This is a genomic window from Nonomuraea sp. KM88, assembly GCF_052245635.1.
GTDB lineage: Bacteria > Actinomycetota > Actinomycetes > Streptosporangiales > Streptosporangiaceae > Nonomuraea.
On the sequence record NZ_JBQQCC010000014.1, the window covers coordinates 138,693 to 157,586 of the forward strand.

General features: G+C 73.6%; 16 protein-coding genes, 1 tRNA gene and 1 pseudogene. 9 read left to right on the forward strand and 9 right to left on the reverse strand.

The features are described from left to right. Positions 1 to 17: 17 nt before the first annotated feature. The 3 genes from ACTWPV_RS34675 to ACTWPV_RS34685 all read left to right on the forward strand — a co-directional run bounded on the left by ACTWPV_RS34675 (position 18) and on the right by ACTWPV_RS34685 (position 2,659). The gene (locus ACTWPV_RS34675; RefSeq protein ID WP_347647407.1) at positions 18 to 641 is read left to right on the forward strand and encodes a TetR/AcrR family transcriptional regulator; all 624 of its coding nucleotides are present in this window, start codon (positions 18 to 20) and stop codon (positions 639 to 641) included. Between the two features lie 143 nt (positions 642 to 784). Next, positions 785 to 1,444, forward strand: a complete 660-nt coding sequence (locus ACTWPV_RS34680; RefSeq protein WP_443154998.1) for a TetR/AcrR family transcriptional regulator — start codon at positions 785 to 787, stop codon at positions 1,442 to 1,444. A gap of 9 nt (positions 1,445 to 1,453) precedes the next feature. Next, entirely contained in the window at positions 1,454 to 2,659 is a 1,206-nt protein-coding gene (locus ACTWPV_RS34685; RefSeq protein ID WP_443154999.1) for a cytochrome P450, read from the forward strand. A 53-nt stretch (positions 2,660 to 2,712) separates the two neighbouring features. Here the strand turns inward: ACTWPV_RS34685 and ACTWPV_RS34690 are convergent, their stop codons facing one another. Then, positions 2,713 to 3,882 (reverse strand): cytochrome P450 family protein, encoded by a 1,170-nt coding sequence (locus ACTWPV_RS34690; protein WP_443155000.1) that lies wholly within the window; start codon positions 3,880 to 3,882, stop codon positions 2,713 to 2,715. Between the two features lie 39 nt (positions 3,883 to 3,921). Further along, positions 3,922 to 4,551 carry a TetR/AcrR family transcriptional regulator gene (locus tag ACTWPV_RS34695; RefSeq protein ID WP_443155001.1) on the reverse strand — a complete coding sequence of 210 codons (630 nt, stop codon included), beginning with the start codon at positions 4,549 to 4,551 and terminating at the stop codon, positions 3,922 to 3,924. A gap of 150 nt (positions 4,552 to 4,701) precedes the next feature. On the opposite strand from ACTWPV_RS34695, the gene chrA reads away from it, so the two are divergent. Genes chrA through ACTWPV_RS34710 form a run of 3 tightly spaced genes read left to right on the forward strand, consistent with a single transcriptional unit; the run spans position 4,702 to position 7,130 of the window. Beyond that, positions 4,702 to 5,925, forward strand: a complete 1,224-nt coding sequence (gene chrA / locus ACTWPV_RS34700; RefSeq protein WP_443155002.1) for a chromate efflux transporter — start codon at positions 4,702 to 4,704, stop codon at positions 5,923 to 5,925. Between the two features lie 33 nt (positions 5,926 to 5,958). Continuing rightward, positions 5,959 to 6,747 carry an arsenate reductase/protein-tyrosine-phosphatase family protein gene (locus ACTWPV_RS34705; protein ID WP_443155003.1) on the forward strand — a complete coding sequence of 263 codons (789 nt, stop codon included), beginning with the start codon at positions 5,959 to 5,961 and terminating at the stop codon, positions 6,745 to 6,747. Continuing rightward, positions 6,744 to 7,130 (forward strand): VOC family protein, encoded by a 387-nt coding sequence (locus tag ACTWPV_RS34710; protein ID WP_347775189.1) that lies wholly within the window; start codon positions 6,744 to 6,746, stop codon positions 7,128 to 7,130. Before ACTWPV_RS34705 ends, ACTWPV_RS34710 begins: the two co-directional genes overlap by 4 nt. A 7-nt stretch (positions 7,131 to 7,137) precedes the next feature. Here ACTWPV_RS34710 and selB read toward each other — a convergent pair whose 3' ends face one another. From selB to ACTWPV_RS34725, 3 genes are all read right to left on the reverse strand, one after another. Then, positions 7,138 to 8,982 carry a selenocysteine-specific translation elongation factor gene (gene selB, locus ACTWPV_RS34715; protein WP_443155004.1) on the reverse strand — a complete coding sequence of 615 codons (1,845 nt, stop codon included), beginning with the start codon at positions 8,980 to 8,982 and terminating at the stop codon, positions 7,138 to 7,140. Next, positions 8,982 to 10,280 carry an L-seryl-tRNA(Sec) selenium transferase gene (gene selA, locus ACTWPV_RS34720; protein WP_443155005.1) on the reverse strand — a complete coding sequence of 433 codons (1,299 nt, stop codon included), beginning with the start codon at positions 10,278 to 10,280 and terminating at the stop codon, positions 8,982 to 8,984. Before selA ends, selB begins: the two co-directional genes overlap by 1 nt. 14 nt (positions 10,281 to 10,294) lie before the next feature. Beyond that, a tRNA-Sec gene (locus ACTWPV_RS34725) sits at positions 10,295 to 10,388 on the reverse strand. Positions 10,389 to 10,455: 67 nt separating this feature from the next. On the opposite strand from ACTWPV_RS34725, the gene selD reads away from it, so the two are divergent. Beyond that, positions 10,456 to 11,484: a selenide, water dikinase SelD gene (selD, locus tag ACTWPV_RS34730; RefSeq protein WP_443155006.1), complete on the forward strand. Its 1,029-nt coding sequence runs from the start codon at positions 10,456 to 10,458 to the stop codon at positions 11,482 to 11,484. 72 nt (positions 11,485 to 11,556) lie between these two features. On the opposite strand, the gene nrfD is transcribed toward selD, so the two are convergent. The 3 genes from nrfD to fdh are packed head-to-tail and all read right to left on the reverse strand — an operon-like array spanning position 11,557 to position 16,527. Further along, positions 11,557 to 12,564, reverse strand: coding sequence for an NrfD/PsrC family molybdoenzyme membrane anchor subunit (gene nrfD, locus ACTWPV_RS34735; RefSeq protein WP_443155007.1), 1,008 nt, complete (start codon positions 12,562 to 12,564; stop codon positions 11,557 to 11,559). Beyond that, the gene (locus tag ACTWPV_RS34740) at positions 12,561 to 13,358 is read right to left on the reverse strand and encodes a 4Fe-4S dicluster domain-containing protein (RefSeq protein ID WP_347647395.1); all 798 of its coding nucleotides are present in this window, start codon (positions 13,356 to 13,358) and stop codon (positions 12,561 to 12,563) included. Before ACTWPV_RS34740 ends, nrfD begins: the two co-directional genes overlap by 4 nt. Next, positions 13,351 to 16,527, reverse strand: a complete 3,177-nt coding sequence (fdh, locus tag ACTWPV_RS34745; protein WP_443155008.1) for a formate dehydrogenase — start codon at positions 16,525 to 16,527, stop codon at positions 13,351 to 13,353. Before fdh ends, ACTWPV_RS34740 begins: the two co-directional genes overlap by 8 nt. Positions 16,528 to 16,667: 140 nt before the next feature. Between fdh and ACTWPV_RS34750 the strand changes: the two genes are divergently transcribed. Continuing rightward, entirely contained in the window at positions 16,668 to 18,188 is a 1,521-nt protein-coding gene (locus ACTWPV_RS34750) for an alpha/beta hydrolase (protein ID WP_443155009.1), read from the forward strand. A 39-nt stretch (positions 18,189 to 18,227) separates the two neighbouring features. Here the strand turns inward: ACTWPV_RS34750 and ACTWPV_RS34755 are convergent, their stop codons facing one another. Then, positions 18,228 to 18,416 (reverse strand): hypothetical protein, encoded by a 189-nt coding sequence (locus ACTWPV_RS34755; protein ID WP_443155010.1) that lies wholly within the window; start codon positions 18,414 to 18,416, stop codon positions 18,228 to 18,230. Here ACTWPV_RS34755 and ACTWPV_RS34760 point away from each other — a divergent pair. Then, positions 18,333 to 18,864, forward strand: a pseudogene (locus ACTWPV_RS34760) (alcohol dehydrogenase catalytic domain-containing protein). The gene ACTWPV_RS34755 and the pseudogene ACTWPV_RS34760 sit on opposite strands and share 84 nt — an antisense overlap. Positions 18,865 to 18,894 lie beyond the last annotated feature (30 nt).

The following is an 18,894-nucleotide window of genomic DNA, read 5'->3' on the forward strand; positions in this document are numbered from 1 at the left end:
AATGGAGGGCCTTCCGGATGCCCGACGCCACCTCCGGCCCCGACCGCCGGCCGGCAGGCGCGGCCGTGCTGCGCGCCGACCTCACCGACGCGATCCGCCAGGCGGCTCTGGACGAGCTGATCGACAGCGGCTACGCCCGGATGTCCATGGACGCCATCGCCCGCCGGGCGGGGGTCGGCAAGGCCGCCATCTACCGGCGCTGGGCCTCCAAGGAGCCGCTGGTGCTGGAGATCCTCACCCGCCTGGCCGACGAGGCCGTGCCGCTGCCCGACACCGGCACCCTGCGCGAGGACGTCGAAGGCTTCGTACGCCACGCTTCCGCGCTGCGGGCCGACCCGCGGACCATGCGCGTCCTCACCGACCTGACCGCCGAGGCCACCAGGAACCCGCGCCTGGCCGCGGCCCTGCAGACCAGCGCCGAGCAGCCCCGCCGCTCCGCGGGGGCCCGGCTGCTCCACCGCGCCGCCGAACGGGGCGAGCTGCCGGCCGACCTCGACACCGAGCTGGCCGTCGACTGCCTGGTCGGGCTGGCATACCTGCGGCCGCGCACCCCGTGGCAGCCCGCGGAGTCCCTGGACGACCACATCGCGCCGCTCGTGGAGGTCATCCTGGCCGCGCTGGCGGCCTGCCGCCGCCGGTAGCTCCATCCAGGGCCGGGCCCGGCGGACGTCCGGGCCGCGTGGCGCAGGTCACCCTTTTTCTCGCCGGCAACCTCTTTGACCGCACCCGCGATCGGCGTAGTGTGACTTATTGACCAGATTTCACATCGAGTCAAGGAGTTCTGGTGCGGGAGCGGGCGGACCGGATTCTCGACGCGGCCGGGGAGTTGCTGCTCCGGCACGGTTACCGGAAGGTCACCGTCGACGACATCGCCGCACGGGCCGACGTCGGCAAGGGCACCGTCTACCTGCACTGGCGCACCAAGCACGAGCTTTTCGACGCCCTGCTGTTACGCGAGTCCATCGAGCTCGTGGAGGAGTTCACCGCGCTGATGCGCCAGGATCCGGCGAACGTGCAACCGCACCGCTTCGCGCGCGTGTCCTTCCTCGCCATGTGCCGCAAGCCGCTCCTGCGCGCGGTGCTCACCACGGACCTCGATCTGCTCGGCAAGCTCGCCAAACACCCGATGCGCAGCCACGACCTCCTCGCGACCAAGCGCTTCTTCCAGGTCGCCGAGAAGTACGCGCTGCTCAGGACCGACGTGCCCGACCTGCCGTACACGATGACCGCCGTACAGACGGGCTTCTACGTCCTCGACGGCTCCGAGAGCTCCGAATCCGCGCTGGACGAGGAGAGCAGGGCCGACGCGCTCGCCTTCGCCGTACGCGAGGTGTTCGAGCCGGCGGAGCAGCCCTCGCGCGAGGTGCTCGCCGCGGCGGCGACCGAGTTCATCTCGATCTTCACGGAACTGGTCGCGCCCTACCGAAAGTGGATCTACGACTAAGGAGAGGCGATGGCCGACATCGTCCAGCGGTACGCCATTCCCCCGCAACACTTCTGGTTGCACGGCCCGCGATCGGGCCGGCCGGTCGAGTTCGACGCGGCCACCGGGATATGGAACGTCTACGGCTATCCGGAAGTGCACGAGATCCTGGGCGATCCCGCGACGTTCTCCTCCGACACCATGCGCGTGATTCCGAAGCACCTGATGCCGGAGGCGGAGGAGTTCTCGATGGAGGGCTTCATCACCCAGATCGACCCGCCCGAGCACGGCAAGCTGCGCAAGCTGGTCAGCAGCGCGTTCACCAGGAAGGTGGTCGCCGATCTCGAACCGCGGATCGCCGCCCTCACCCACGAGCTGCTCGACGCGGCGGCCGAGCGCGGCCGGTTCGAGCTGGTGACCGACCTGGCCTACCCCCTTCCCGTCATCGTCATCGCCGAGTTGCTGGGGGTGCCCAGCAGCGACCGCGCCCTGTTCAAGCAGTGGGCCGATGCGCTGTTCGAGCGTGACAACAAGCTCTCACTCACCGAGCAGCCGGAAGACCGCGACACCGAGGCGGTGCTGAAGCCGTGGAAGGAGATGTCCGGCTATCTCGCCGCCCACGCCGCGGAGCGCAGGGCGCGACCCCGCGCCGACCTGCTCACCAAGCTGGTCGAGGCCGAGGTGGACGGCGAACGGCTGCCCGACGACCAGGTGGTCAACTTCGCGATCGTCCTCCTGCTCGCCGGGCACATCACCACGACGATGCTGCTCGGCAACACGGTGCTGTGCCTCGACGCCTTCCCCGAGCAGCAGGACAGGGTCCGGGCCGACCGCTCCACCGTGCCGGCCGTGATCGAGGAGTCCCTGCGCTACTTCACCCCGTTCGCCGCCCTCGCGAGGACCACCATGCGCGAGACCGAGCTGGGCGGCGTGACGATACCCGCCGACCAGCTCGTGATGGGGTGGCTGGGACCGGCGAACCGGGATCCGCGGCAGTTCCCCGACCCCGGCGCCTTCGACCCGGGCCGCGACCCCAACCCGCATCTCGCCTTCGGCCGCGGCATCCACTTCTGCCTCGGCGCGCCGCTGGCCCGGCTGGAAGGACGGGTCGCGCTCGACATCCTGCTCGACCGCCTCGACCCCCTGCGCGCCGACCCCGACCAGGCCGTGGAGTTCATCCCCACCCCGACCATGACGGGAGTGCGCCGCCTCCCGCTGCTCTGGCCGCCGTCCTGACCGCCCCCCGCCAGCCTGGACGAGCCCTGTGCCCGCCCCGGCCGGCGGAGCGGTCAGGGCGTCGTACGGACCGGCAGGGAGGTCAGGGCCCGCTTCATCCCGGGCTGCCAGCCGATCTCCGAGGCGGGCACGCTCAGGGTGAGCCCGGGAAAGCGGTCCAGCAGGGTCGCGAGGGCGATCTGCGTCTCGCACCGGGCCAGCGCCGCGCCCAGGCAGTAGTGGATGCCGTGGCCGAAGGCGAGATGCGCGTTGTCGGCGCGGCGCAGGTCCAGCCGGCCGGGCTGGTCGAAGCGGCGCGGGTCGCGGTTGGCGGCCGCGTACACCACCTGCACCGCCTCCCCTCGCGGGATGGTCACGCCGCCGATCTCCACGGGCTCCAGCGTGTAACGCAGGACGGCGATCTCCGCGCTCCCCGTGAAGCGCAGGAACTCCTCGACGGCGTCGGAGATGTCACCGGGGTCGAGGCGGCGGGTGAGCAGGAGCCAGACGCTCTGGCTGATGAGGCCGACGGTGGTCTCGTGCCCGGCCATCAGGATGCTGATCGACATCGAGATCAGTTCCTCGTCGGCGAGCCGGTCGCCGTCGGCCTCCTGGACCCTGATCAGCCCTGACAGCAGATCGTCGCCGGGATCCGCACGCTTGGCGTCGATCAGCCGGGACATGTGTCCGACCAGTCCCCTGGCGCCGGCCGCGACCTTCTCCAGGTCGGGAGCCGTGAGATCGGCGGCCCAGGAACGCCAGGTGCCGCGGTCCGCCGCCGGCACGCCGAGCAGCTCGCTGATCACCTGGACGGGCAGGGGGTAGGCGAAGCGCTCGATGAGGTCGAACTCCTCGGGCAGGCCGGACACCAACGCGTCGACGATCTCCTGGATGCGCGGGCGCAGGCTCTCCACCCGGCGGGCGGTGAACTCCCGCGACACCAGCCGCCGCAGCCTGGTGTGGTCGGGCGGATCGTTGACGCCCAGCGTGCGCAGCAGGTAGGGGGCGACGTCGCCGGGCAACCCGGCGACGGCGGCCAGGTCGATCGTGGACTGCCGGGTGACGTCGCTGCTGAACCGCGGATCCGTGAGCACCGCGACGCTCTCGGGATAGCCGGTCACCAGCCAGACGGGGCTGCCGTCGATGTAGGTGCCCCGGCACACCGGCCCCTGTCTGGCCAGGTCGGCCAGGAACGCGTCTCTGTCGGGGGCGGTCAGCAAGCCGGCGATGTCGGTCATGGTCATGTCTCCTCGATGGCGAAATCGGTCATGGCGGCAGCGCTGTCACCGCGCCCGCCGCTCCTTCCTGACCGCCTCCCAGGCCGTCAGGGCGCGGTCGTCGGCGAACAAGCCGTCGGTGAAGATCTCGATGCCGGCCCGCGAGTAGCGCAACGTGGCGTCCATGTCGTGCGGGTCCGGAAGGCCGAGCACCCGCGACAGGTGCTCGCCGAAGGCCAGCGGGGCCAGCAGCCAGGTCACGTAGATGGCGGCGCGGGCGCGCGGGTCCTGGCTCGGCCGTGCCCACCCCTCCGCCACGCCCTGTTCCAGCCATTGCTCAGTGGTCTCGACGATCTCGTCGTAGAGCGCCGCCGCCTCGGGGCTGCCGTCCAGGAACGCCCGGCCGAGATATCGCCGCACGGGGCCGGCGGCCTCCAGCATCGCCGCCAATCCCGCCGTGTCCCCCAGCGCCTCGACGCCGGGGCCGCCGCGCACGAGCGAGATCACGTACGCGTCGCACTCCCTGCGCAGGCCCTCCTTGCTGCCGAAATGGTGCAGGACTAGGGCGTGGGAGACGCCAGCACGGGCGGCGACCGCACGCAGGCTCACCCCGCTGACGCCCTCGGCCCCGAACAGCTCCAGGGCGGCGTTCCTGATCCTGGCACGCGCTTTGAGATCGTCCGTGTCTGACCGCATGCTCAGCATAGTAACCATATGGTCAGCTGACTGTACAACTGGTAAGCCATGGGGCGCTCAGCGCACTTGATCCACGACATACCGTTACATCAAATGGATTTGATAGAGTCGGCGCGGTCAGCCGGCCACACCAGGGAAAGGACCGCGGCGGTGAGCGAGCACGTCACCGGAGGCTCCGGCGGGGCGGGGGCGTCCTGGCGCGCGGTCCGGGAGGTGGCGCTGCTCTTCCTCAAGCTGGGCACCATCGCCTTCGGCGGCCCGGCCGCGCACACCGCGATGATGCGCGACGAGCTGGTGCGCCGCCGCGGCTGGGTGAGCGACGAGCGCTTCGCCGACCTGATGGGCGCGACCAACCTGATCCCGGGGCCCAACTCCACCGAGCTGGCCATCCACCTGGGCCACGACCGTGCGCGCATGCGCGGTCTCGTCGCGGCCGGGGTCTGCTTCATCCTGCCTGCCGCGCTCATCGTCACCGCCCTGGCCTGGGCTTACGTCACCTACGGCAGCACGCCCGCGGCCGAGGGCCTCCTGTACGGCATCGTCCCGGCGGTGATCGCCATCATCGCCCACGCCCTGTTCGGCCTGTGGCGCACGGTGATCAAGACCGTGTGGCTGGGCGTCCTGGCTCTCGCCGCGCTGGCCGCCTACCTGGCGGGGGTCAACGAGCTGCTGATCCTGGCGGCCGGGGCGCTGCTGGCGTTCGCCGTACGCCTGCCGCGCCGCCCGCCCCGCCGGCCGCCCCGCCGGCTGCCGCGCCGCCCGCCCGGCGGCCAGAACCGGCTGCCCGGTGTGCTCGCCGCGCCGCTGCTCGCCTTCGGCGGATCTCCCCTCTTCCCCGACCCGACCGGAGGTCAGCTGACGCAGCTCTTCCTCACCATGCTGAAGATCGGCTCGGTGCTGTACGGCAGCGGCTACGTGCTGCTGGCCTTCCTGCGCGGCGATTTCGTCGAGCGGCTCGGCTGGCTCAGCTCGCAGCAGCTCGCCGACGCGGTCTCCATCGGCCAGGTCACCCCCGGGCCGGTGTTCACCACCGCCACCTTCGTGGGCTATGTCGTCGCCGGGCCGATCGGCGCGTTCGTGGCCACCGTGGCCATCTTCCTGCCGTCGTTCGTCTTCGTCGGCCTGCTCACCCGGCTCACCGGCTGGCTGCGCTCGAGCGGGTGGGCGTCCGCCCTGCTCGACGGGGTGAACGCCGCGGCGCTGGCGCTCATGGCCGGGGTCTCCTACCAGCTCGCCCGCACGGCCGTCGTCGACCCGCTGACCGCGGCCATAGCGGTGCTCAGCCTGGTGCTGCTCTGGACGACCAGGCTCAACAACGCGTGGTTGATCGCCGGCGGCGCGGCCGTCGGGCTGGCCCGCACGCTGCTCGGCTGAGTCCATCAAATGCTTTTGATGTATTCTGGCGGCATGGTGCCCACCGGCCGAACCGCCCCGGCGTTCGTGCGCATGGCCGCCCATCCCCTGCGGTGGAGCCTGCTGACCGCGCTGGCCACCGGCGACCACCGGGTCCGCGAGCTCGTCGAGCTGCTCGGCCACCCGCAGAACCTGATCTCCTACCATCTGCGGCTGCTGCGCGGCAGCGGGCTGGTCACCGCCCGTCGCAGCAGCTTCGACGCCCGCGACAGCTATTACCACCTCGACCTCGAGCGCTGCGCGCACGCGCTGGCCGAGGCGGGCGCCGCCCTCCATCCGGCGCTGCGCCTCGACCCCGCCCCGCCACCCGCCCCGTCATCCGGCGAGGTCCCGGGCCCTCCCCGGGTGCTGTTCGCGTGCACCGGCAACAGCGCCCGCTCGCCGATCGCCGCCGCGCTGCTGCGCCACCGCGGCGGCGGGCACGTGGAGGTGACCAGCGCCGGCAGCCACCCGAAACCGAGCGTGCATCCCAACGCCGTACGCGTCCTGCGCGAGCAGTACGGCGTCGACCTGACCGACCGGCGGACGCGCCATCTCGACACCGTGGCCCACCGCCGTTTCGATCATCTGATCAGCCTGTGCGACAAGGTCCGCGAGATGCATCCCGTGTTCGGCGGCCGGCCCCGGCCGGCGCACTGGAGCATCCCCGACCCGGCCGCGCCGGGCGACGACGACCAGGCGAGCTACCCCGCCTTCCTGCGCACGGCGGCGGAGATCGACACCCGCATCCGCTTCCTGCTGCCCGTTCTCACCCGCACCGCCGCCCCGGAGGTAACGTCATGACCACGCCACCCGCCGAACTCGCCGGCGTCCGCTACATCGTCGACGACGTGGCCGCCGCCGTGCGCTTCTACACCACCCACCTCGGCTTCACCCTGCGCGCCAACCCCGCGCCCGCCTTCGCCGACGTGGTCCGCGGCCCGCTGCGGCTGCTCCTGTCCGGGCCGGAGAGCTCCGGCGCCCGGGCCACGCCCGAGGGATCCGCCGCGCCGGGCCGCAACCGCATCCATCTCACCGTCCACGACCTCGACGCCGAGATCGACCGGTTGCGCGCCGCCGGGCTGTCCTTCCGCGGCGAGGTCGTCGCGGGGCCGGGCGGGCGCCAGATCCTGCTCGCCGACCCGGCCGGCAATCTCGTCGAGCTGTTCGAGCCCGCCGGGCGCTGAGCCGCGATCATCTACAGCGCCGGCGCACCTCGTCCACGCGTTCGGTGAGACCGGCCCTGTCGAGGTGTTCGAGCAGCGGCACGGCGACGCGGCGGGTGGTGCCGAGGGCGTGTCTGGCCTGGCTGACCGTGAACGGCTGCGGCAGCCGGCCCAGCAGTTCGGCCGCCCGGGCGTCGGCTCCCGGCAACAGCGCGACTCCTTCGCCCACGCGCAGCAGGCTCCCGGCCCGTTCGGCCGCGGCCAGTTCCCGCGGGCCCAGGCCCAGCTCCGCCAGCCGGCCCGCGTCCGGCGCGTGGAAGGGCCGCGCCGCCAGGTCCCTTCTCAGCTGCTCGACCGCCCTGGCCACCTGCTCCGGCAGCCCCGCGGGCCCGGCCACGATCCGCCCTCCGGCGAGCGTGAGCGGCGGCCGTACCAGCGTGGCGACCAGCTGCCGGTCGGGCAGGCCCAGCTCGTGGCGGGCCGCCTCGATCGGCATGGCGGGATCGAGGGGATGGCCGGCCGCGTAGTGCCGCACCGCCTCCACGAGCCGCCGGCCCAGATCCCTCCAGTGTCCCGGATCGGCGTACCACTCCCCTGACGTTCCGGGAGTGCCCGGCGCGACGCCCATGGCACGCAGGTCGGCAGCGCGCAGCAACCGGTGCAGGCGCAGCGCGTACGCCGTGCCTGACGCGACGGCCTCCGGCAGTGCCGGCTGCAACGGAGCCGGCTGCAACGGAGCCGGCTCCGGCAGCGCCGATTCCAGGAAGGCCGACTCCAGGAAGGCCGCGCGCTGCCTGGCGGCGCCCCTGCGGCCCAGGGCGGGCGGGCGCACGTCGAGGACTCTCGCCCCGGCGAGCACCCGCATCTCCGACCGGTCGCGTCCGGGATCACGCAGCAGCAGCACGTCGCCGAGGTGCAGGGGCACCGGCCGGGCCAGCCGCAGCCGTACGACGCGCCCGCCGAGCGGCCGCGCCTCGGCCGCCACCGCCGCCGACCCGATGTGGACCGTCAACCGCCGGGGCAACCCGGCGGCCTCGCGCCGCGGTCCTGCCACGTGGCCCCCGACGCTGGTGACGCGCACGTCCACCAGGTCGGTGGCCGTCCAGCCGCCCGGCGTGACGAGCGCGTGCCCGCGCCCGGGCACGTCATGGCCGCGCAGGTTGACCGCCACCCTGGCGACCCCGGTCACCGTGTCCCGCGGCTCCTTGAGCGACTCGAGCCCCCTGACCCGCACCGGCTCGCCGGCCAGCAGCAGTTCGTCGCCCACCGAGACCGTTCCGGCGGGCAGCGTGCCGGTGATCACCGTTCCGCTGCCGGTCACGCTGAACGCCCGGTCGATCCAGAGCCGTACCGCTGCGGCCGGATCGGGCCGGGGCAGCCCGGTCACGAGCCGGTCCAGCGCCCGCCGCAGCTCGGGCAGCCCCTGGCCGGTGCGACCGCTCACGGCGACCGCCGCCACCTCGCCGAGGCCGGCCGTGTCCAGGCGGGCGAGGGCCTGGGCGACCACCGGGGCCGGATCGGCGAGGTCGGACCGGGTCACCACGAGCAGGCAGTGCCGTACGCCGAGGGCCTCCAGGGCCACCAGGTGCTCCTCCGACTGGGGCATCCAGCCCTCGTCGGCCGCCACCACGAACATGACGGCCGGCACGGGCCCGACCCCCGCGAGCATCGTGGCGAGGAACCGTTCGTGGCCCGGGACGTCCACGAACGCGAGCCGTCCGCCCGACGGGAGCTCCGTCCACGCGTAGCCGAGTTCGATGGTCAGGCCGCGCCGGCGTTCCTCGTCCAGCCGGTCGGGCTCCATGCCGGTGAGCGCGCGCACCAGGGTGGACTTGCCGTGGTCGACGTGCCCCGCGGTGGCCACGACGTGCATCAGTCCCGCACCTCCGCGGCCGCCAGCACCGCGCGCTCCACGTCGTCGTCGCGCTCGGGCGGGACGGTGCGCAGGTCCAGCAGCAGGCGAGCGTGCTCGATCCGCCCGACGACCGGCGGATCGCCCGTCCGCAGCGGTACGGCGAGCCGTTCGGGCAGGCCCACGGCGGCGCTCGGCAGCCTCACGCCGGGCGCGCCGCCACCTCCCACGGCGGCCGTGCTCGGCACGCTCGACGCGTCGACCCCGGCGCCCGCCAGCCGGCCCGCCAGGACCTCGGCGCGCCTGGCCAGCGCCGCCGGGGCGGCGTGCAGCGCCTCCCGGACCGGCGGTGCGGGACCGCGCAGCGTCGCCTCCAGCGCGGCGAGCGTGAGCTTGTCGACCCGCAGCGCGCGGGCGAGCGGGTGCTGGCGGCAACGTTCGACCAGGTCGCCGCGGCCCAGGAGGAGCCCCGCCTGCGGCCCGCCGAGCAGCTTGTCACCGCTGGCCGTCACCAGGTCGGCGCCCGACTCGATCATGGTGGTGGCGTCCGGTTCCGCGGGCAGCAGCGGCTCGCGGACCAGCAGGCCCGAGCCGATGTCCACGACGACGGGGACGCCCAGACCGGTCAGCTCCGGCACCTCGGCCGCGCCGGTGAAGCCCTCGATCCGGAAGTTCGACGGGTGGACCTTGAGCACGAACCCCGTCAGCGGCCCCACCGCGTCGGCGTAGTCGCGGGCGGAGGTGCGGTTGGTGGTGCCCACCTCGCGCAGCCGCGCCCCGGTGGAGGCGAGCAGGTCGGGGATGCGGAACCCGTCACCGATCTCCACCAGCTCGCCCCGGCTGATGAGGATCTCCCGCCCGGCGGCGAGCGCGGTGGCGACCAGGACGAGAGCGGCGGCGTTGTTGTTGACGACGTGCACGTCCGCCGCGGCGGGCACGGCCGCGGCGAGCGCCTCGACCGCGCCCCGTCCTCTCCGTGCCCTGGCGCCCGTCACCAGGTCGAACTCCACGTCGGCGGGCCCCGCGGCGGCGGTCATCGCCGCGACGGCCGCAGCCGACAGCGGCGCCCGGCCGAGGTTGGTGTGGATCAGCACGCCCGTGGCGTTGACGACCGGGCGCAGGCTCGCCGCGTGCGCCGGGAGCGCCGCCACCGCCGCGTCGGCCACGTCCCCCGGGCCGATCTCACCCCGCCGCGCCCGATCCTGGGCAGCCGCCACCGCCGCCTTGACCACCGGCCTGCCGAGCCGCCCGCCCGCCTCCACCAGGCGCGGGTCGGCGAGCACGGCGTCGGTGCGCGGCACCAGCCTGCGACGGTCCATGTTCCCGAACATAAGCGGAGGCGGACGGGAATCGAACCCGCCAGGCCGAGGACCTCGACCTCGTCGGTTTTGAAGACCGCGGGGGCCACCAGGCGCCCAGACGCCTCCAGGGGAGAACCTACCCACCGCGGGGTAGGTGACCCGGCGGCACACGCGAACTGCAGTGAGGACAGCCATGACATCGGCGAACGTGGTGGAGGACGGCCCGGTCCGGCTGACGCGGTACGCGCACGGAGGCGGCTGCGCCTGCAAGATCCCGCCCGGCGAGCTGGAGGCCGTCGTCGCCGGTCTGAAAGCGCCGCGTCCCGGCTCGGCCGGCTCACCGGCCGGCGAGCTGATCGTGGGACTGGACGACGGGGACGACGCCGCCGTGGTGGGGATCGGCGGTGACCGGGCGGTCGTGGTCACCGCCGACTTCTTCACGCCCGTGGTGGACGACCCGTACGACTGGGGGCGCGTCGCGGCGGCCAACGCCCTGTCCGACGTGTACGCGGTCGGCGGGGAGCCCCTCGTCGCGGTGAACCTGCTCGGCTGGCCCCGCGGTCGGCTGCCGCTCGACCTGGTGAAGGAGGTGCTGCGCGGCGGCCTGGACGTGGCGCGGGAGGCGGGCTGCCACGTCTCCGGCGGCCACAGCGTGGACGACCCGGAGCCGAAGTACGGCATGGCGGTCACCGGCCTGGCCGACCCGGCACGGCTGCTGCGCATCGACGCCGCCCGGCCCGGACTGCCGATCTCGCTGACCAAGCCGCTCGGCATCGGCGTGCTCAACACGCGGCACAAGGCGACGGGCGAGGTGTTCGCGCAGGCGGTGAAGACGATGACCACGCTGAACCGCGACGCGGCGCGGGCCGCGCTGGCCGCCGGGGTGGAGTGCGCCACGGACGTGACCGGATTCGGCCTGCTCGGGCACCTGTACAAGCTCTGCCGGGCGAGCGGCGTGACGGCGGTGGTGGAAGTGGCGGCGGTGCCCTACCTGGAGGGCGCCCGGCAGGCGCTGCGCGACGGCTACGTGAGCGGCGGCACCCGCCGCAACCTCGACTGGGTACGGCCCCGGCTCGACCCCGGCGGCTTCGGCGAGGACGAGCTCCTGCTGCTGGCCGACGCCCAGACGTCGGGCGGCCTGCTGGTCGCCGGCGAGGTCCCGGGCGCGCCGGTCATCGGCGAGCTGGTCCCCCTGGACGGCCCTCACCTCCGCCTGCGCTGACGCCTCCGGCAGCGTGCCGTCCTCGACGAGCGCCGGCGGACGTGCGCGGGCGGCGACGCCGCGTCTCGTCCCTCACGACCTGCCGCCAGGAGCCGTCGACGGGTGGGCGACGTCCCCCGCGACGGCCCCACCGTCAGGAGCGGGTGCCGAGGCCGCGTCGAGGCGTTGGCGTTGGGGGACGACGGTGTACTTCGGGTCGGCGGCCGAGGCGCGGCCCGCTTCCAGGATGCCGAAGCGGGTGCACAGGGAGCCGGCCGTGAGGGCGGCCCCGGCCAGGGCGGTGAGGGCGCGGCTGCGCCCTGCGACCACCGCGAGCAGCCCGCCGCCCACCGTCAGGGCACGCGCGGCACGCATGAGCCGGCCGGCCCGGCCCGTCCGGTACGGCTCCCCGACGAACCCGAGCCGCCGTTCCATCACCGCGCCCGCCACCGTCTCCGTGGCCGCTCCGAGCGCGGCCACGGCACGGGCCGGGCCGGCCTGGGCCCGGGGCGTGCCGAGCATGGCGACCGCGCCCGCCGCGGCCATGGCGCTGCCCGCGAACAGGAACGGCAGCTCCCGGTACGCCTCGTGCCAGGCGGGTACGGCGGTGTCGGCGACCAGGACGGCGGTGTAGGTGGCGGTCAGTGGCCCGGTCACCCCGGTGGCCAGCAGCGCCGCGTCGCCGGCGGCCGGCAGGACGCCGGGCAGGACTCCGGGCACTGCGCCGGGCAGGACTCCGGGCAGAGCGACCGCCGACAGCCCGCCCTGGGCGGCGAGGATCCACGAGCCGACGCTCATCGGGGAGGTGGGCTTGAAGATCCGCAACATGTTGAGGAACCGTTCCGGCCTGCCCAGCTCGGCGGCGAGCAGGGCGGCTCCGAGGGACGCCCCGGCGGCCGCCGCGATGCGGGCGGTGCGGTCCAGTCGGGTGCGGCCGGTCAGCCGGGCCATGACGGCGATGGTGGACGAGGCTCCCGACATCCCTCCCAGATAGAGATATGTCGGCATATGGGGCTCGTGCCAGACGGGCGGCTTGAGCACCGGGCGTCCGTAGTAGGACCGGAACTCCGCCTCCGGCACCACCGCCCGCTCCCGCGTCACCGCCGCTCCCCCCTGCGCGCCGGCCCGAGGAAGGCGAGGGCCACGGCGCCCGCCGCCGACAACGCGGCCGCGCCCGCCCAGCGCCACATGGCCGGCAGGTCACGGGTGGTCACCACGGGATCCGGCGGCAGGCCGTACACCTCGGGCTCGTCCAGCAGCAGGAAGAACGCCCCCGCGCCGCCCACGCCGTCGCCGGGGCTCTCGCCGTACAGGCGGGCCTCCTCGTGGCCGTCGTCGCGCAGCCGGGTCACCCGTTCCTCGGCGCGCTCCCGCAACTCGTCGAGCGGCCCGAACTGGATCGAGTCGGTGGGGCACGCCTTGGCGCAGGCCGGTTCGAGGCCGCCGAGCTGGCGGTCGTAGCACATCGTGCACTTCCAGGCCCGCCCGTCGTCCTCCCGCCGGTCGATCACGCCGTACGGGCAGGCGGGCACGCAGTAGCCGCACCCGTTGCAGATGTCGGCCTGCACCACCACCGTGTCGAACTCGGTCCTGAACAGCGCCCCGGTCGGGCAGACGTCCAGGCAGGCGGCGTGCGTGCAGTGCTTGCACACGTCGGAGGACATCAGCCACCGGTCCACGCCCTCCTCGTCGCCGGCGCGCACCGGCCGTGACTGCTCGATGAAGGCGACGTGCCGCCAGGTGTTCGCCCCCAGCATGCCGGTGTTGTCGTAGGAGGTCGCCTCGAAGACGAAGCCGTCGTCGGGGATCTGGTTCCACTCCTTGCAGGCGACCTCGCACGCCTTGCACCCGATGCAGACGCTCGTGTCGGTGAAGAACCCCATCCGCTCAGCCATGGCGGTACCTCTCCAGCAGATCCAGCGCCGCCGGGCCCCTCGGCCGGCGGCCCGGCCGCACGTCACAGGTCATGGCCTTGCCCTCCTGGATGTAGACGTTCGGGTCGAGCACCAACGGCATCAGGTCGTTGGCGACGTCACCGGTGACCAGGCCGCGTCCGCCCCACCCCCAGTGGTACGGCAGCCCGACCTGGTGCACGATCCCGCCCCCGACGCGCAGCGGCCGCATCCGCCCGGTGACCAGCACCCTGGCCTCCACCACGGCGCGGCTGGTCACGATCGTGGCCCAGCCGCCGTTGACCAGTCCCACCTCAGCGGCGAGCTGCGGGGACACCTCGCAGAACAGCTCGGGCTGCAACTCGGCGAGGTAGGCCAGCGGCCGGCTCATGGCGCCCGCGGTGTGGTGCTCGGTCAGCCGGTACGTCGTCAGCACGTACGGGAAGCGTCCCCCCGGAGCGTTGTACGGGCTCTCGGGCCGGTGGTAGGTGCGGCGGGCCGGGTTGGCCTGCTGGGTGTAGAGCGGGTTGGCGACCGGCGACTCGTGGGGTTCGTAGTGGGCGGGCAGCGGTCCGTCGACGAGTCCGGACGGCACGTACAGCCAGCCCTTGCCGTCGGACTGCATGATGAACGGGTCGGTCCCGGCGAGCGCGGCCTGGGCGCGGGCGCCTTCGGGCGGCACGTATCCGGGCGGCTTGCCGATCTCGCAGTCGGGCACGTCGTCCCCGGTCCACTCGCCGCGCTCGGCGTCCCACCACACGTACGCCTTGCGCTCGCTCCACGGGCGGCCCTCGGGGTCGGCGGAGGCCCGGTTGTAGAGGATGCGCCGGTTGGCCGGCCAGGCCCAGCCCCATTCGGGCGCCACGGCGCTCTGCTCCCGGCCGGGGCGGCGGCGGGCGGCCTGGTTGACCTCGTCGGCGTACACGCCGCAGTAGATCCAGCAGCCGCAGCGCGTGGAGCCGTCGGGCTGGAGCTGGGTGGAGGTCGACAGGGCGCGCCCGTCGGGGCCGACCCCGTTGATCTCGCGGAGCACGGCCTCGGCCGAGGGCTCGCGGTGCACGCCGTGCTCCGGGTAGTCCCAGGTCAGCTCGCGTACCGGCCGGTCGATCTCGTCGCCGGTCATCCGCTGTCTGAGGAGCTTGCCGAGGTGGTGGTAGAACCACAGCTCGCTGCGGCAGTCGCCGGGCGGGTCGAGCGCCTTCTCCCGCCACTGGAGCAGCCGCTGGGTGTTGGTGAACGTGCCCTCCTTCTCCACGTGGCTCGCGGCGGGCAGGAAGAACACCTCGGTCCCGATGTCCTCGGTGCGCAGCTCGCCCGTCTCCAGCTCCGGGCCGTCCAGCCAGAACGTGGCGGTCTCCACCAGGGTCAGGTCCCGGACGACGAGCCAGTCGAGGTTGGCCAGGCCGAGGCGCTGGGCCCGGCCGCCGGAGGAGCCGACGGCGGGGTTCTCCCCGACCACGAAATAGCCTTTCACCGTGCCGTCGATCTGGCCCATCACGGTGGTGTAGTGGCCGTGGTCGCCGGTCATGCGCGGCAGGTGGCCGAAGCAGAAGTCGTTCTCCTCGGTGGCGGCCTCGCCCCACCACGCCTTGAGCAGGCTCACCAGGTAGGAGCGCCGGTTGCCCCAGAAGCCCGTCGTGCCGCCCTCCACCTCCAGGTAGTGGTCGAGGCCGCCGTGCCGCCCGGCGTGCGGCATGTCCAGGTAGCCGGGCAGGATGTTGAACAACGTCGGAATGTCGGTCGAGCCCTGGATGCTGGCGTGGCCGCGCAGCGCCAGGATGCCGCCGCCGGGCCGTCCCATGTTGCCGAGGAGGAGCTGCAGGATCGAGGCGGTGCGGATGTACTGCGCGCCGACGGTGTGCTGGGTCCAGCCGACCGAGTAGACCCAGGCGGTGGTGCGCTCGCGGCCGGAGTTGGCGGTCACCGCCTCGGCCAGCTCGGCGAAACCGTCGCGCGGGATGCCGCACAGCCGCTCGACCAGCTCCGGGGTGTAGCGGGCGAAATGCCGTTTCACGATCTGGTAGACGCAGCGCGGGTGGCTGAGCGTCGGGTCGGTGTGCGGGCTGGGGTGCGCGCCGGGCCCGCCCGCGCCGTAGGCGTCCGCGCCGGCCGCCTCCGCGTCCTCGGGCCCGCCCTCCGCCTGAGCGGCCGGGGGCTGCTCGTCCGCGGGCTCGTACGCCCAGCTCCTCGGGTCGTACGTGGCCGTCTCCTGATTCCAGCCGGAGAACAGGCCGTCGAGGTCCTCGGTGTCGCGGAAGTCCTCGGACACGATCGTGGCGGCGTTGGTGTAGGCCAGCACGTACTCGCGGAAGTCCAGCTCGTTCTCCAGCACGTGGTTGATCAGCGCGCCGAGCAGCACGATGTCGCTGCCCGCGCGGATCGGCAGGTGCCGGTCGGCCAGCGCGCTCGTACGGGTGAAGCGCGGGTCGACGTGGTAGACCCTGGCCCCGCGGGCCTTCGCCTCCATCACCCACTGGAAACCGACGGGGTGGCATTCGGCCATGTTGGAGCCCTGGATGACGATGCAGTCCGCGCCTGCCAGGTCCTGCTGGAAGGTGGTCGCGCCGCCACGCCCGAAGCTGGTCCCCAGACCGGGGACGGTGGAGGAGTGTCAAATGCGGGCCTGGTTCTCGACCTGGATGGCTCCGAGGGCGGTGTAGAGCTTCTTCATGAGGTAGTTCTCTTCGTCGTCGAGCGTCGCCCCGCCCAGGCTGGCGATGCCCAGCGTGCGGCGCACGACCTTGCCCTCGTGGCTCTCCTCCCAGGTCTCCCGCCGGGTGCGCGCCACCCGGTCGGCGATCATCTCCATCGCGGTGTCCAGGTCGAGGCGCTCCCAGGCGGTGCCGTGCGGCCTGCGGTAGAGCACCTCGGTCTGGCGGCCAGGATGGGTGACGAGCTGCTTGCTGGCCGAGCCCTTGGGGCACAGCCGGCCACGGGAGATGGGCGAGTCGGGATCTCCCTCGATCTGGGTGACCGCACCGTCCTTGACGTAGACGAGCTGGCCGCACCCGACGGCGCAGTAGGGGCAGATCGAGCGGGCGACCGTGCCGGCGTCCTCGGTGCGGGGGCGCAGGGCGTCGGTGCGGGCCGAGCGTGCCGCGTCGCTCCTGCCGTCCTCGCCGGCGAGCTGGCGCATCACCGGCCACCGGGCCAGCCATCCCCTTCCTGGCATGATGCGGCTTCTGCCCGTTTTGGCGTGGCTCATTCGGGCGGCTCAGTCAAATTCAGGGCACGTGACGGCCCGTTCGGCCGAGGGGAGATCGGCCGAACGGCCGATGCCGGGCCGGGGCGGCCCGCGAAGAATGCTCCCCCGTGAACTTCCTGCGCATGCTCATCGCCGTCACGTCCGCCTCGGCGATCGGCCTGGTCGGCGGGGCCTCCGCCGCCGCCGGCGCCCGCCCCTCCCCCGCCGCTCCCGGCGGCCTGTCGTGGAGGACGTGCCCCGACCGGCCGGGCGCCGAGTGCGGCGTGATCAAGGTGCCGCTCGACTGGAGCGCCCCCGAGGGAGCGACGATCGACCTGGCCGTCGTACGCCGAAAGGCCACCGACCCCGGCTCCCGGGTCGGCACCCTGTTCTACAACCCCGGTGGCCCGGGCGTGCCGGCCGCGCTTCTCGTGCGCGACCACGCGTCCGGCACCTTCTCCGACGAGTTGCGCCGCCGCTTCGACATCGTCGGCATCGACCCGCGGGGCGTGGGCGCGAGCACGCCCGCGGTGCGGTGCGGACTGCCCGTCCACGACCCCGCCATCAGCCAGTTCCCGAAGAGCCGGACCGGCTACGAGCGCCTCGTCGCGTCCAGCAGGGCCGTCGGCCGCAGTTGTGCCCGGGGCACCGGCCCTCTGCTCGGCCACCTCGGCACCGCCGACGTCGCTCGCGACTTCGACGCGGTACGAGCCGCGCTCGGCGTGGCGAAGGTGAGCTTCTTCGGCAAGTCGTACGGCAGCATGCTCGGCGCGCGGTACGCCCGGATGTTCCCCGATCGGGTGCGCACGATGGCGCTGGACGGCGCGGTCGACCAGGGCATCCCCACGTCCAGGCTGGTCGTCGACGCGGCCGGGGCGGTGGAGGACTCCTTCGGCCGGTTCACCGCCTGGTGCGCGGGCGCCGCGACGTGCGCCCTGCACGGCCGCGATGCCGGCAAGGTGTGGGACAGCCTGGTCGCCAGGGCCGAGCGCGAACCGATCGGGGTGCGCGGCGGCCGGCCGTTGACCGCCGGCGAACTGCGCTACACCGCCTACGCGTTCCTCACCGGCATCCCGGAGTTCGCCGGAGGGCTGGCCACCGCGATCGCGCAGGCCGAGCGGGGGGACGCCCAGCTCTTCGCGTCGATGCGGGCCCAGGCGCTGGACGACCCGGTGAGCACGGCCGCCTACCGCTCGATCCTCTGCACGGACGTCGACCCCCGCATCCGCCGCTACCGTGACGTGCGCGACCGGATGCGGCGGGTCGCCAAGGCGGCCCCCCACATGCGCGGCACGTCGGAGTTCTGGGACATGACCGTGGGCTGCGCGGGCTGGCCGGTGGCCCCGGCCCGCGCACCGCACGCGCGGCCGATCAAGGGGCTGCCGCCCGTCCTGGTGGTCGGCAACACCCACGACCCCGCCACCCCGCTCCGCTGGGCGCGCAGCCTCTCCGCCCGCATCCAGGGCTCCGGCCTGCTGACCTACGACGGCGACGGCCACACCGCCTACCGAAGGTCCGCCTGCGCGACCCGGCACGTCGACGCCTACCTCATGACGGGAAGGCTGCCCGCCGCCGGGACCGTGTGCCGGGCGCGGCCCGGCACCCACAAGAACGGGACTTCGGGGCGCTCCACGACGTCGAAGAGCTGATCGGGCGCGGCGCTCAGCCCCGTCACGGCGCCTCGAAGGTCACGTCCGCGCGGCGACCCCGTCCGCCGCGCAAGAGGGCCTGGATCTCGCGGCGCAGCGCGGGCATGAGGGGCTCGTGCGGCCGAGTTCGGCGGCCCTGATGTCCTGCACCTCATCGATGCCGAGGAGCCCCACGCCGGCCCTGGTCAGGTACGCATCGCCGTGCGGGCGGCGGGCGTGAACCCGCACGACTGGAGGGTCCGTGAGGGCCAGTTCCAGAAGGTCCATCCCGTCGAGCTGCCCGCCGGAGTCGGGCTCGACGCCGCAGGGGTGGTGGACGAGGTCGGCGAGGGCGTCGAAGGGGTCGAGCCCGGCGCCCACGTGTTCGGCGAGGGCTCGAGCACCTATGCCGAGTTCGCCGTGCTGTGGCAGAAGGCGTGATCCGCGAGCTCGTCGAGCTGACCGGGGACCCGCAGAAGGTGATCTCCATCGCCGATCTCGCCGCGCCGGAGTTCGGTGTCCGCTTCTCCGGCGTGGCCGGGAGCATGCCGGAGGCGCTCGCCGAGGCTGCCGGCCTCATCTCGCGGGGCAGGCTCCACATCCCGGTCGAGAAGTCGTACACCCTGGCCGAGGCCCCCAGGCGCACATCGACAGCCAAGCCGGTCACACCCGCGGGCGCCGCGTCATGATCGTTTGAGCGGTTTCCCCGGCACGGCTCTCGATGGCG